This is a genomic window from Myceligenerans halotolerans, assembly GCF_054782975.1.
The window spans coordinates 92,115-104,994 of the sequence record NZ_BAAGRL010000032.1 but is presented as its reverse complement, the minus strand read 5'-3'; the positions used below and the strand labels follow the sequence as shown (position 1 = coordinate 104,994).

Here is a 12,880-nt window from a genome sequence, read left to right as displayed (position 1 = left end):
GGTTCTACGCCGACGGCCTGGCCGACCTCCTACGCGTGCGCGACCAGGGCATCTGCCGCACCCCCTGGTGCGACGCACCGATCAAACACCTCGACCACATCACACCCGCCGCCGCCGCAGGAGCCACCACCCTGAACAACGGCCAAGGCCTGTGCGAAGCATGCAACCAGACCAAAGAAGCCCCCGGCTGGACCGCCCACGCCGACACCGACCCCACCACCGGACGACACCGCGTCACCACCACCACACCCACCGGACTCCGATACGACTCCATCGCACCACCACCACCCACACCCGCGCAACACGCCGCCTGATGCACCCGCTGGTGCTCATCCACCCCGATGAGCACCACACCGGAACACGCCCACGTACCGCCGCCGGACACCACACGGCGACTACATTCGAACCATGGGCGACGTCGCCGGCACACCCCACCAGGCCCCCGAGGGGGATCCTCTCCACGCCCAGTTCCTCGCCCTCGCGACGGACTGGGCCGATGCCATCGTCTCCAACGATGCCCTCAGGATCGGTAGCTTCATGGCCGACGAGTGGGTCATCGTGTCCGAGTCAGGCATTTCCGCCAAGGAGCCGTTTCTCTCACTCATCGAGTCCGGGGAGCTGACCCACTCGGCAATGACCAGCATCAGCGAGCCGAGGATCCGGGTCTACGGCGACACCGCGATCCTCACGGCGCGGGTGACGAACACGGCCCATTACCTGGGCCAACGATTCGACGCCGACGAGTGGGCCACCGACGTCTTCGTGAACCGGAACGACCGCTGGCTGTGCGTGCTGAGCCACATCACGCCGGCAGCCCCGGACCCGCCGTGAACCGCAGCCGGAGCGTCGTCGGCTCCGCCACCAGCCGCGCCTCCGGTACGACCCCGGGCCCGCACGCGGCACTGCCGACCCCGTGCTGCGCGGCGTCGAGGTGCAGCCACAGCGCTCCGTCGGGCACCAGGTCGTGGGGGTGGGCGGCGGCGTCGAGCGCGTGGTCGGTCCAAGGCCGCGCGGTCAGCTCGACCCCGTGGACCGGTCGCCCGCCGACGTCGATCGCGCCCGCCCGGACGGTGAGCGGGGCGCCGGCCAGGCCCAGGGTCGCCCGGACGACGCCGCGCCGGGCGCCGTTCTCCTGGGGATGGGTGCAGGACGTCGCCAGGCCGTCGACGGTGTGTGTCCAGCGGCCCGCGAGCGCCGCCCGCCGGGAGTCCGTGTACGACTCGCCCGGTCCGAGGCCGGTCCAGTCGACCGGCACGTCGCCGGCTCCGGGCTGGTCGAGGCCGAGGAGCCAGCCGATCCGGGCGACCGATCCGGGCCAGCGGCCTTCCGGCGTCAGCCGCAGGGTGAGGTCGGTCGTGTCGCCGTCGACGGCTCGCCACTCGTAGCGCAGCCGGAACCCGCAGTCGCTCGGGGGTCCGCCGAGCCGGCCGGTGACCACCACGACGTCGTCCTCGAGCCGGATGTCGTCGAGGCGTTCGACGAGCCGCGGCAGTCCGGCGCGGTCCCACGCCTCGCCGTCGCCGATCTCGTCGTACCAGGACTGCTCCCGGTCGTTGTCGGTGCGTGCCCGCCAGGCGTCGGCCCGTGCGAGGCGGACGGGTGTGCCGGCCACGCGGACGGGCCGGCCGGCGCGGTCGAGCACGACCGCGCCGAGGTCGTACCCGTCGTCGGCGGTCCGGCGGGGCGCGCGGACCAGCGGGGACGGCAGGGCCGGGGCCTGCAGCAGCACCTGCCCGCCGCCGAGGTCCACGCCGTCGGGTACGCCCGGGACGGGGCCGGACGCGCGGGCGCGGAGCACGTACCAGGCGGGTGACGACGGCGGGAGGCCGGCGAGCCTGTCGCCGACGACGGCGCGGGGGTCGACGTCGGTGTGCTCGCCGGGTGCGAGCGCCGGCAGGTCGAGTTTGCCGTCGGCGATCGTGCCGTCGTCGGTCACCAGTTCCCAGCGCCAGTTCACGTGCTGGAGCGAGCGGAAGGCGTACCGGTTGCGGACGCGCAGGACGCCGTCGGTGTGCGGGGCGGGGCGGATGCCGACGGGTGCGTAGACGGCGGCGGTCTCGGCCAGGCCGGGCGAGGGCGTGCGGTCGGGCAGGAGCAGGCCGTCGGCGATGAAGGTGCCGTCGTGGAGTTCCTCGCCGAAGTCGCCGCCGTACCCGAAGAAGGGTTCGCCGTCCGGGGTACGGGTGGCGATGCCGTGGTCGATCCACTCCCAGACGAAGGCGCCCATCAGGCGTTCGGCGCCGTCGACGAGGTCGATGTGCTCGGTGAGTCCTCCGGGGCCGTTGCCCATCGCGTGCGCGTACTCGCACAGGACGAACGGCTGGGCGCGGCGCCGGGCGTCGTCGTCGGCGTCCGGCAGCGGGTCCTCCTCGCGCCGGGCGATGCGCGCGACCTCGTCGATGCTGGGGTACATCCGCGAGTAGACGTCCACGTGGGCGCTCGACCGGTCTCCCTCGTAGTGCAGGGGGCGGGTCGTGTCGAGCGCGCGGATCGTCGCGGCCATGACCTCGACGTTGCGCCCGCTCCCGGCCTCGTTGCCGAGCGACCACAGCACGATGCTGGGGTGGTGGGCGTCGCGCCGGACCATCCGGGTGGCGCGGTCGGCGAGCACGGGCGCCCAGGCGTCGTCGTCGGTCGGGTTCCCGCGCCAGCCGAGGAGCTCGAACCCGTGGGTCTCGAGGTCGTTCTCGTCGATCACGTACAGGCCGTGCTCGTCGCAGAGGTCGAGGAAGTGCGGGTGCGGCGGGTAGTGGCTGGTCCGTACGGCGTTCACGTGGTGCCGCTTCATGAGGAGCACGTCGGCGAGCATCGTCTCCCGCGTGACGGCGCGCCCGCGGTCCGGTTCGAACTCGTGGCGGTTGACGCCGTACAGCTTCACCGGGCGGCCGTTCACGGTGAACACGCCGTCGGTGACGGCGACGGTGCGGAACCCGGCGCGCAGCGTCACGGTCTCGGCGGGTGTGGTCACGACGACGTCGTACAGCCGGGGGTGCTCGGCGCTCCACGGTTCGACGGCGAACGTCTCCGCCTGCCCGGGCCGCGACGTGATCCCCAGCTCGGGCACCGAGACCAGGACGTCGGGCGCGGAGGACTCGACGTCCACCCGCAGCGTCCCGTTGCCGGTGGCGGGGTCGTAGTCGGCCCGGAGGCCGACGTGCTCGACGCCGTCCGCGGGCCGGTGCTCGAGCGTCACGTCACGGAAGATCCCGGACAGCCACCACTGGTCCTGGTCCTCGACGTAGGTGAACGCCGACCACTGCGTGACCCGGACGGCCAGAAGGTTCTCGCCGTCGACGACGGCGTCGGTGACGTCGATCTCGGTCGGCAGCCGGGACCCGTGGGACTGCGCCAGCACGCGGCCGTTGACCGCTACCTCGAACCAGGAGTCGACGCCCTCGAAGCGCAGCACCACGCGGCCGTTCGACCGCCAGCCGTCGGGGACGACGACGGTGCGGCGGTACTCCCCGGTCGGGTTCTCGTGCGGCACGCGCGGCGGGTCGACAGGGATCGGGAACTGCACGTTGGTGTACGCGGGAGCGCCGTACGGGCGGGTCCCGGGGGTGCCGGCGAGCTGCCAGTGCCCCGGCACGGTCAGCGGGCCCCACCCGGCGCCGTCGTCCGCGGGGTCCGCCTCGGTCTCCGCGCCGGGGAAGAGCCGGAACCGCCAGTCGCCGGCGAGGTCGAGGCCGGCCGCGGAGCCGGCCCCGGTCGGCGGGCGGAACCGTGCGGGACGGACCCCGGAGGGGACGACGACGGACTCGTGCGTGGGGCGGGGCACGGCGGCTCCTCCGGGGTGTCGTGGGTGCGGAGTTCGGGCGGCATGACCGATCCCGGGGCGTCCTGGGAGGCGACGGCCGCGTCGAAGAGTACCTCGCCCGCCTGGTTTCGGCAGGTAAGCGCTTCCACTCACCGGATGTGAGCGCTAACATGCAAGGGCACCAAGCAGGCGACGACGCCTGCTGTGTCCTCGAAGGAGAGCGATGAGAAGAATTACCGCACTCGTCGTCCTGGTCCTGGCGTCGGCCGTGGTCATCCCGCCCGCCGGCGCGGCCCCCGCGACGATCGACCTCGGACGGGCATCACTGGAGTCCGTGAACTACCCCGGGCGGTACGTCCGGCACCAGGACTGGCTGGGCCGCATCGACCCGGTCACGTCCTCCAGCACGAGCCTGACCAAGCAGGACGCCACGTTCACGGTGGTGCCGGGGCTGGCGTCGACGTCGTGCTACTCGTTCCAAGCCGTCAACGGGCAGTTCCTGCGGCACCGTGACTACCGAGTCCAGCTGGAGACGAACGACGGCTCGGCCACGTTCCGCGCCGACGCGACGTTCTGCGCCGAGACGGGCTCGGTGTCCGGCTCGGTGGCATTCACGTCGTACAACTTCCCGGACCGCCGGCTGCGTCACCGGGACTACGAGCTGTGGATCGACCCCGTCCAGGACTCGGACCTGTACCGCGCGGACAGCTCCTTCCACATCCGCTCCCCCTGGGTGCCCAAGACCACGGCCAACCCGGTCCTGCCGGGCCTGTTCGCCGACCCCCACATCGTCCACCTCGACGGCCGCTACTACCTGTACCCGACCACCGACGGGTACGCGAGCTGGTCCGGCACGCAGTACACCGCATGGTCCTCGGCGGACCTGGAGACCTGGACCTTCCACGGCAACATCCTGGACCACGGTCCCGACGTCTCCTGGGCCGACAACTCCGCCTGGGCGCCGGCGGTGGCGGCCAAGAACGGCCGCTACTACCTGTACTTCAGCGGCGGCGCCGCCTCGGGGAACACCGCCAAGCAGATCGGGGTGGCCGTGTCGGACTCCCCCACCGGACCGTTCCAGGACGCCCTGGGCGAGCCTCTCGTGGAGGACGCCGCGTACCCCGGCCAGACGATCGACCCCATGGTCTTCACCGACGACGACGGCCGCTCCTACCTGTACTGGGGACAGGGCGTCCTGCGGGTCGTGCCCCTGAACGACGACATGACGTCGTTCGACCCGGCACAGGTCCGCGAGATCACGCCATCGGGCTACAACGAGGCACCGTTCGTCATCGAGCGTGACGGGACCTACTACCTGATGTGGTCGGAGAACGACACACGCAGCGAGGACTACCGCGTCGCCTACGCCACCTCCACGTCCCCGCTGGGGCCATGGACCAAGCAGGGGGTGATCCTCAGCAAGAACCTCGACCTCGGCATCAAGGGCACCGGCCACCACTCCGTCGTCCAGGTGCCCGGGAGCGACACCTGGTACATCGCCTACCACCGGTTCGCGATCCCCGCAGGCAACGGCACCAACCGCGAGGTCGCCATCGACCCGCTGACGTTCAACGCCGACGGCACCATCGCCGTCGTCGTCCCGAGCCCCTGACCACGTCCGTCCAACCGCCGGACGACACCGCCCACGATCACGCCCTGCTCCACGACCACGTCCACCCACTCGCGACACGAAGGAGTGCTCGCAATGACCTACACCCTTCGCCGACGGCGCACCGCCGTCTGGCTGACCGCGTTCCTCGCCGCCCTCTCCCTGGTGACCGGCTGGACCGTCGCCACGGCCGAGCGCGCCGCCGCGCTCGACCCGTTCACCGGCTACCTCATGGCGCACTTCACCGGTGAGTCGTCCAACAACGGCGAGCAGATCTACCTCGCCCACAGCGACGACGGCCTGACCTGGACGGACCTCAACAACAGCGACATCGTCCTGCGCAGCGACGTGGGCACCGGCGGGGTGCGCGACCCCGCGCTCGTGCGCTCGCCCGACGGCGACCGCTACTGGATCATCGCCACCGACCTGTGCATCGGCTGCGGCACGAGCTGGTCGACGGCGATCAACAACGGCAGCCGGAGCCTCGTCGTCTGGGAGTCGACCGACCTGGTGAACTGGTCGGACCCGTGGCTGCTCGACGTCGCCGGCGCCATCCCCGACGGCCGCAACGCCTGGGCTCCCGAAGCCATCTGGAACCCCGCCACGGGCGACTACGTCGTGTACTGGGCGACCAACGTGCCGCAGAACGGCGCCACCAAGCACCGCATCTACTACACACGAACCTCCGACTTCCGCAGCATCACGACACCCCAGCCCTACATCACCCCGGCAGGCTCCGAGGAGATCATCGACACGCAGATCATCGACGTGCCGAACAGCGTCGGCGGCTACCGCTACTACCGGGCGAACGTCACCGCCCGGCACATCACCGTCGACGCGAGCAACAGCATCCTGGGCTCCTGGACCAACCTCGGGAACCTGTCGCACATCAACATCTCCAACGGGGCGATCCCCGGCAGCACCGTCGTCGAGGGTCCCATGTGGATGCAGTTCAACGGCCGCGACGAATGGGCGATGTGGCTCGACCAGTTCGCCACGGGCAGCGGCTACATGCCGATCACGTCCACCGACCTCGGGGACGTCACCAACTTCCAGCGGGAGAGCGGCTACAGCCTGGGCGCCAACCGCAAACGGCACGGCTCCATCCTCAACCTGACCCAGGCCGAGGAGAGCCGGGTCCTGGACCGGTGGGGCAGCACCGCGTCCAGCCGCATCCAGTCCTACAACTTCCAGGACCGGTACTGGCGGCACGCCAACTACGAGGCGCGCATCGACGCGAACGTCTCCCCCGCGCAGGACGCGCAGTGGCGTATCGTCCCCGGCCTGGTTGGTACGGACACCGTGTCCTTCCAGTCGGTCAACTTCCCCGGCTACTACCTACGGCACGAGAACTACGAACTCGTCCTGGAGGAGGACGACGGATCGGCCCAGTTCCGGGCCGACGCGAGCTTCCGGGCGGTCGACGGGCTCGCGTCGCCGGACTGGACGTCGTACCAGTCGTACAACTTCCCCGACCGGTACATCCGCCACTACGCGTACGAGCTCCGGATCGACACCATCGGCGACGCCACGGGCCGCGCGGACGCGACCTTCCGCGTCGTGGGCTGACGGGCGGCCGGCGCACCGCGTGTGCGCCGGCCACCCGATCCCGGCGACTACTCCGTGGGCCACACCACGCGGGCCGATCCGCCGCCGAGGCGGGTCGGCTCGGCCACGGCGGTGAGCCGGCCGCCCGGGCCGATCTCGATGGCGGTGGCCGCCCCGATGTTCGTGGTCGGCCACAGCTGGTGCCCGTACTCGGTGAGGTCCGCGCCGTAGCTGTCGATGAACCCCTGCTCGGACACCGTCCACGTCCCGTTCCGCGGCGTCGCGCGCGGTGCGGCGATCGCCTCCTGGACGGTCATGCCGCGGTCGATCCGGTTGATCAGCATCTGCAGGACCGTCGTGATGATCGTCGACCCGCCCGGCGACCCGAGCGCGAGCACCGGCTCGCCGTCAGCCAGCACGATCGTCGGCGACATCGACGAGCGCGGGCGCTTGCCCGGCTCGATCCGGTTCGGGTCGCCGGCGTCGTACGTGAGGCTGAAGTCCGTCACATTCGGGTGCGCGACCCGATGGCCGGCGCCCGGCACAGAGCACCGATGCGGCAGACTTACCACCAGGCAGAACGCTGGATCACGGTAGGCAGGCGACCTCAGGAGGCCCTTTTGGGCGGCACCGGGAACGGACCGATCCGGATCGACTCGGGACGCGGCCACGCCGTCGTCGTCGGCGGGAGCATCGCCGGACTGCTGGCCGCAGCCGCGCTCGCGCGGCACGCCGAACGGGTGACGATCATCGAACGCGACCGCTACCCGCAGCGTCCCGAACCGCGCAAGGGCGTCCCCCAGTCCAAGCACACGCATCTCCTGCTCGACGGCGGCCGGTTCGCGCTGGAAACACTGCTCCCCGGGCTGGACACCGAGCTGCTCGCGGCCGGCGCGCTCGACATCCCCGCCCCCACCGCCTACCTGCAGCGGCTGCGCGACCGGTGGTTCGGCCGCTGGGACGCCTCGGGCGGCAGCCTCTGCCTCACACGACCCGTCCTGGAGCATCACATCCGCGAACGGGTCCTGGCCGAACCAAGGGTCGACGTGATCGAGGGCGCCGACGTCACCGGACTGACGGGCGACCCCGCACGCGTGACGGGGGTACTCCTGCGACGCCGCGGCACCGGCCCGGACCGGGAACCGGAATCCCTGCCCGCCGACCTGGTCGTGGACGCCTCCGGCCGATCATCGCGCACACCGGACTGGCTGGCAGGCCTCGGGACCCGCCGGCCCGCCGAGGAACGCGTCGAGTCCGGCATCGGATACGTGACCCGTGTCTATCGCGACGGCACCGGCGGCGCGCTCACCGACGCCCGGCTCATCGTCATGGTGGAGGACACCCTGGGCGCCGTCGTCCTCCCGGTGTCCGACGACGGGACGACCATGGTCACCTTCGCGACCCCGCCCGGCGAGCCCCTGCCGTCCGACCCGGAGGAGTTCGAGGCGCTCGCGGACCGGCTGTCGCACCCGATCGTGCGGCAGTGGCTCGACCGGTCCGAGGGCATCTCGCCCGTGCACCGGTACCTGAGGACCGAGAACGTCCGGCGCGCCTACGACGCCGTCGTCCCCGACGGTCTGCTCGTCACCGGCGACGCGATGTGCGCGTTCAACCCGGTGTTCGGGCAGGGCATGTCGGCGGCGGCGGTCGCGGCGGTCGCGCTCGACGACGGCCTGGCGGCCGGGCGCACCGGACGATCGGTGCAGAAGTCCCTGCTGAGTTCCGCCGTGAGCCCGTGGGCGATCGCCGCCGGCGGGGACAAGCAGCGCCCCGGCGTCACCGGGAACGCGGCCCGGCGCACGGCCGGCGACAAGGTGAAGTCCTGGTACCTCGGCCGTGTGCAGGACCGCTGTCCGGTGAACGAGGAGGTACAGCTCACGTTCCGCCAGGTGATGCAGCTGTCGGCGCCCCTGACCGACCTGTTCCGGCCCGCCGTCCTGCGGTCCGTGCTGTTCCAGGCCCCGGCACACCCGGGCGGGGCGCCCCGGCTCTGGCTCGACGATACGGGCGACCGCGCACCCGGGGGAGGCGACGCCGTGGACCGCGAATCTCGGGGGTGGTCCCGGCGCCCTCCCAAAGCAGGGATACTTGAACCGTGACCACCTCGAGCGAGATACCCGTGACAGCAGGAGCACAGATCCCCGTCGAACTGCTCTACCGGGTTCCGCACGGCAAGGTCCTGCACGGCAAGGACTGCCAGCACCTGTCCAAGTACCGTCTGGCGTCCCTGGAGCCCGCCACCGAGCTGGACCGCGAGAAGTTCGTGATCTGCAGGTCGTGCCTCCGGGCCCTCGGCGGGGACGAGCCCGCCGACGACGGCGACCGCGCGGCGCCCGCCGCCCGACCCGCAGCACCGGCGGTCAAGAAGAAGCGCCAGCCGGTCGTGCGAAGGATCCCCGGCAGCTCCGACCGGACCCCGATGCCGGACTCGGCGCGTGCGGTCTCACCCGAGCCGGATCCGCCGACCTGCCCGAACTGCTACATGCAGCTGCCCGCCACGGGTGCGTGCGACACCTGCGACTGACCGGCTCGCGCCGCGTCACGCGGGCCGTCCCCCGTCGCGCGACGGAACCTCCCACGTCTCCCCCGGCGCCAGGGTGTGTTCCCGGCCGAGGACGGCGACCCTGACCGGAAGCTGCCGGGAGGGGGCCATGCCGATGGCGACCCTGTCGTGCGTGCACCGCACCGTGATGCCCCAGTGGTCCCGGAACCGCAGCCGGAGAACCATCGAGTCGAGCTCCTCGGGCAGCCGCGGCGCGAGCCGCAGCACGCCGCCGGCGAGGTCGAGGCCGCTGTAGCAGCGCTGGAGCAGGTCGATCGTCCCGGCCATCGCGCCCAGGTGGATGCCCTCGGCGGTGGTTCCGCCCTGCACGTCGGCGATGTCGCTGTCGAGCGCCTCGCGGAAGAACCGCCAGGACGCGGCGCGGTCCCGGCTGGCGAGCACCCACGCGTGGACGACGGCGCTCAGGGTCGAGCCGTGGCTGGTGCGCGCCAGGTAGTAGTCCACGGTGCGGTTCAGCGCGGCGACGTCGAACCGGTAGCCGAGCGTCGCCAGTGCGTCGCGGACGCCGCGCTCGCCGAGGACGAACACCAGCATCAGGACGTCGGCCTGCTTGGACGCCTGGTAGCGGTTCACCGAGTCGCCCTCCGCCTCCAGGATGCGGTCGAGCCGCCGGATGGAGTCGTAGCGTGACCGGTAGGTCTCCCAGTCCAGTTCGGCGAGCCGCTCGTAGCCCTCGAACTGGCTGATCACGCCGTCGTCGTGGAACACGACCCGCATCCGTCGTCCGACGTGGGCGAACAGTTCCGTCTCGTGGTCCTCGAGCCGGAGCCGGTGGCGCACGGCGCGAGCCTCCCGTTCGGGCAACGTGGCGAGGGCGTCCAGGGTGTACCGCAGCACCTGGGAGACCATGACGTTGGTGTACGCGTTGTTGTCGATCCCGGGGCGGTCGGCGTCGGGGTAGCCGTCGTGATACTCGTCCGGCCCCACCACGCCGCGGATGTCGTACCGGTCCGAGACGTCGTCGTACGTGGCGAGGCTGCACCAGAACCGGGCGATCTCCACGAGCATCTCGACGCCGTGGGCGTACAGGAACGTGAGGTCGCCCGTGGCCTGGAAGTACTGCCAGATGTTGTGCGCCACCGCCAGGCTCACGTGCCGCTGCAGATCGGAGTGATCCTCGATCCACCTGCCCGACGCCGGGTTGAGGTGCATCCGCTGCGTCTCGTCACGTCCGTCGCTGCCGCTCTGCCAGGGATACATCGCACCCCGGTACCCGGCGTCGGACGCCGCGCGCCGCGCCCGCGGCAGGCGCCGCCACCGGTACATCAGCAGCGACCGGGCGATCCACGGGAAGCGCAGCAGCAGGAACGGGAAGACGAACAGCTCGTCCCAGAACACGTGCCCCCGGTAGGCCTCCCCGTGCAGGCCGCGCGCGGGCATGCCCACGTCGAGCTGCCCCGTGTGCTCGGACAGGGTCTGCAACAGGTGGAACACGTACAGGTCCAGGGCCCGCTGCGACTCCCCGGGAACGACGACGCGGCTCGCCTGCCACAGCCGCTCCCAGGCGTGCGCGTGGTCCGCCAGAAGTTCCTCGAAGCGCGGCAGGCGGGCCGCGTGCCGGCGTGCGGCATACAGCGACTCGGAGATCGCCCGGTCCCGCGACGTGTACACCGCGACCCGCTTCTCGACCGTGACCGGCACCCCCTCGGCCAGCACCGGACTCAGGACGACGACGGCCTCGCCGGGGGCGCGCTCGAACACCGGGGACGGGCCCGCCGGCCCGGTGACCACGATCGCCGCCGCCTCCGCGACCCGCACCCGCGAGGTCGCGGTGCGCACCTGCAGCCAGGCGACGTGCTCGTCCTTGTCGTACCCCTCGACGCCGGGGACCAGGTGCCGCCCGTCCAGGTCGCGGTACCGCTCCACACCCGCATTGGTCACCCGTCCGTCGAGGCCCGCGCGGACCTCCAGCGGGCCCGACCAGTTCTCCGCCACGAAAGTGGTCTCCAGCGCGGCCACGTGCGGATCGTGCATCGACACCAGCCGCCGCTGGGTCACCACGAGGACGCGGCCGGCCGGGTCGCGGAACCGGGTGCGCCGGGTCAGGACGCCCCGCCGCGTGTCCAGGTCCTGCCGGTGGTCCAGGACCTCGCTCCCCGTGAGGGTCAGCCAGTCCTGCCCCGGCGTGCGGAACTTGAGCGGCAGCCAGTTCGGGACGTTGACCAGGTCCTCGTTCTCCACGGCACGGCCCGACACCACGGACGTCAGCCGGTCGTAGCAGCCGGCGAGGTAGGTGCCGGGGTAGTGCACGCCGTCGGCCCGCGACTCCGGGGCGGCGCCCCGCGTCGCGACGTAGCCGTTCCCCAGGGTGCACAGGGCCTCCCGCAGCCCCTCGTCCTCCGGGTCGAATCCCTCATACGACAGTGTGGCGTCTTCCATCCTGCCTCCCCGTCAGGGTGAGCTCGGCGAGATCGCCCACCACCAGATGCGCGCCCCGCTCGCGCATCTCGTCGCGGATCCCGCCGGCCCGGTCCACTCCGATCACCGTTCCGAAGCCGCCACGCCGGCCCGCCTCGACGCCGGCCAGCGCGTCCTCCACGACCGCGCACCTCCCGGGCCCCGCCGCCAGGCGCCGCGCGGCCTCCAGGAACAACGCCGGGTCCGGCTTGCCCGGCAGGTCCAGTCGGGCGGCGTCCACGCCGTCGACCCGCACGTCGGCGAGCGCGTCCACGCCCGCGGCGCGCAGCACCGGCCCGCAGTTGCGGCTCGCCGAGACCGCCGCGACGCCGACCCTCCGGCGCCTCAGCTCCTGCAGGAACGCCACCGCGTCGGGGAACGCCCGGACCCCGTGCGCCGCCACGTCGTCGAGGAAGTACCGCGTCTTGCGGTCCAGCAGGGACTCCAGAGCTTCCTCGGGCAGCACGATCCCGCGCGACCCGAGGAAACCGCGAGCGCCGTCGGCCCGCGGCCTGCCGTCGACGTACCGGAGGTAGTCGCTCTCGGCGTCGAACGGCGGCTCGCCCCGCTCCCGCAGGAGCTCGTCGAAGGCGCGCTTCCAGGCGGCCGCGTGCACACGGGCGGTGTCGGTGATGACACCGTCCGTGTCGAGGACGACGGCGTCGATCGTCTTCAGGTCCATCAGCTCCCCTCCGCCGACGACGGTCACCTTCGCAGATGCACCGGGTGATGCTCGATCTCCGAGATGTCCTCCGACGTCACCCGCAGCAGCCGGTCGGCCAGGTCACGCAGCGCACGGGCCGTGGCGAGTTCCTCGCCGATCACCGGGACCTCCGGGTCGTCCGGGTTGCGCCGGGCACGCCCGTGGCCCTCGAGCGAGGTCCCGTCCGACGTCGTGAGGACGGCGTGAGCCGCGGTCTCCGTGCTGTGGGTCTCGACGTCGTCCGCGTTGAAGAGCTGGATGACGACGTTCCAGGTGTGGTTCATGGCGATGCTCCTCTCACCA

At 71.8% G+C, this 12,880-nt stretch carries 11 protein-coding genes; 6 read left to right on the top strand and 5 right to left on the bottom strand.

All coding sequences use genetic code 11. The features are described from left to right. A partial coding sequence (locus ACYVK5_RS19545; RefSeq protein ID WP_460707642.1) for an HNH endonuclease occupies window positions 1-314 on the top strand: 314 nt, incomplete at its 5' end. A gap of 94 nt (window positions 315-408) precedes the next feature. Beyond that, on the top strand, window positions 409-831 hold the full coding sequence (locus ACYVK5_RS19540) for a nuclear transport factor 2 family protein (RefSeq protein WP_460707641.1): 423 nt from the start codon (window positions 409-411) through the stop codon (window positions 829-831). On the opposite strand, the gene ACYVK5_RS19535 is transcribed toward ACYVK5_RS19540, so the two are convergent. Next, window positions 803-3,778: a glycoside hydrolase family 2 TIM barrel-domain containing protein gene (locus ACYVK5_RS19535; protein ID WP_460707640.1), complete on the bottom strand. Its 2,976-nt coding sequence runs from the start codon at window positions 3,776-3,778 to the stop codon at window positions 803-805. The genes ACYVK5_RS19540 and ACYVK5_RS19535 overlap by 29 nt on opposite strands. A 202-nt stretch (window positions 3,779-3,980) precedes the next feature. Here ACYVK5_RS19535 and ACYVK5_RS19530 point away from each other — a divergent pair, with 202 nt between their 5' ends. Further along, window positions 3,981-5,369, top strand: coding sequence for a family 43 glycosylhydrolase (locus ACYVK5_RS19530; protein WP_460707639.1), 1,389 nt, complete (start codon window positions 3,981-3,983; stop codon window positions 5,367-5,369). A 93-nt stretch (window positions 5,370-5,462) separates the two neighbouring features. Further along, window positions 5,463-6,935 carry a glycoside hydrolase family 43 protein gene (locus ACYVK5_RS19525; protein ID WP_460707638.1) on the top strand — a complete coding sequence of 491 codons (1,473 nt, stop codon included), beginning with the start codon at window positions 5,463-5,465 and terminating at the stop codon, window positions 6,933-6,935. A gap of 47 nt (window positions 6,936-6,982) precedes the next feature. Here the strand turns inward: ACYVK5_RS19525 and ACYVK5_RS19520 are convergent, their stop codons facing one another. Continuing rightward, window positions 6,983-7,423: a gamma-glutamyltransferase gene (locus ACYVK5_RS19520; protein ID WP_460707637.1), complete on the bottom strand. Its 441-nt coding sequence runs from the start codon at window positions 7,421-7,423 to the stop codon at window positions 6,983-6,985. 111 nt (window positions 7,424-7,534) lie between these two features. Between ACYVK5_RS19520 and ACYVK5_RS19515 the strand changes: the two genes are divergently transcribed. Next, window positions 7,535-9,013 (top strand): NAD(P)/FAD-dependent oxidoreductase, encoded by a 1,479-nt coding sequence (locus tag ACYVK5_RS19515; RefSeq protein WP_460707635.1) that lies wholly within the window; start codon window positions 7,535-7,537, stop codon window positions 9,011-9,013. Continuing rightward, on the top strand, window positions 9,010-9,438 hold the full coding sequence (locus ACYVK5_RS19510) for a hypothetical protein (RefSeq protein WP_460707634.1): 429 nt from the start codon (window positions 9,010-9,012) through the stop codon (window positions 9,436-9,438). The genes ACYVK5_RS19515 and ACYVK5_RS19510 overlap by 4 nt, the downstream gene beginning before the upstream one ends. A gap of 15 nt (window positions 9,439-9,453) precedes the next feature. On the opposite strand, the gene ACYVK5_RS19505 is transcribed toward ACYVK5_RS19510, so the two are convergent. The 3 genes from ACYVK5_RS19505 to ACYVK5_RS19495 are packed head-to-tail and all read right to left on the bottom strand — an operon-like array spanning window position 9,454 to window position 12,861. Beyond that, a complete protein-coding gene (locus ACYVK5_RS19505) occupies window positions 9,454-11,856 on the bottom strand; it encodes a glycoside hydrolase family 65 protein (RefSeq protein WP_460707633.1) in 2,403 nt (800 codons plus the stop codon). Further along, window positions 11,831-12,556: an HAD family hydrolase gene (locus tag ACYVK5_RS19500; RefSeq protein ID WP_460707632.1), complete on the bottom strand. Its 726-nt coding sequence runs from the start codon at window positions 12,554-12,556 to the stop codon at window positions 11,831-11,833. Before ACYVK5_RS19500 ends, ACYVK5_RS19505 begins: the two co-directional genes overlap by 26 nt. A gap of 23 nt (window positions 12,557-12,579) precedes the next feature. Then, window positions 12,580-12,861 carry a DUF1876 domain-containing protein gene (locus ACYVK5_RS19495; RefSeq protein WP_460707631.1) on the bottom strand — a complete coding sequence of 94 codons (282 nt, stop codon included), beginning with the start codon at window positions 12,859-12,861 and terminating at the stop codon, window positions 12,580-12,582. Window positions 12,862-12,880: the final 19 nt, after the last annotated feature.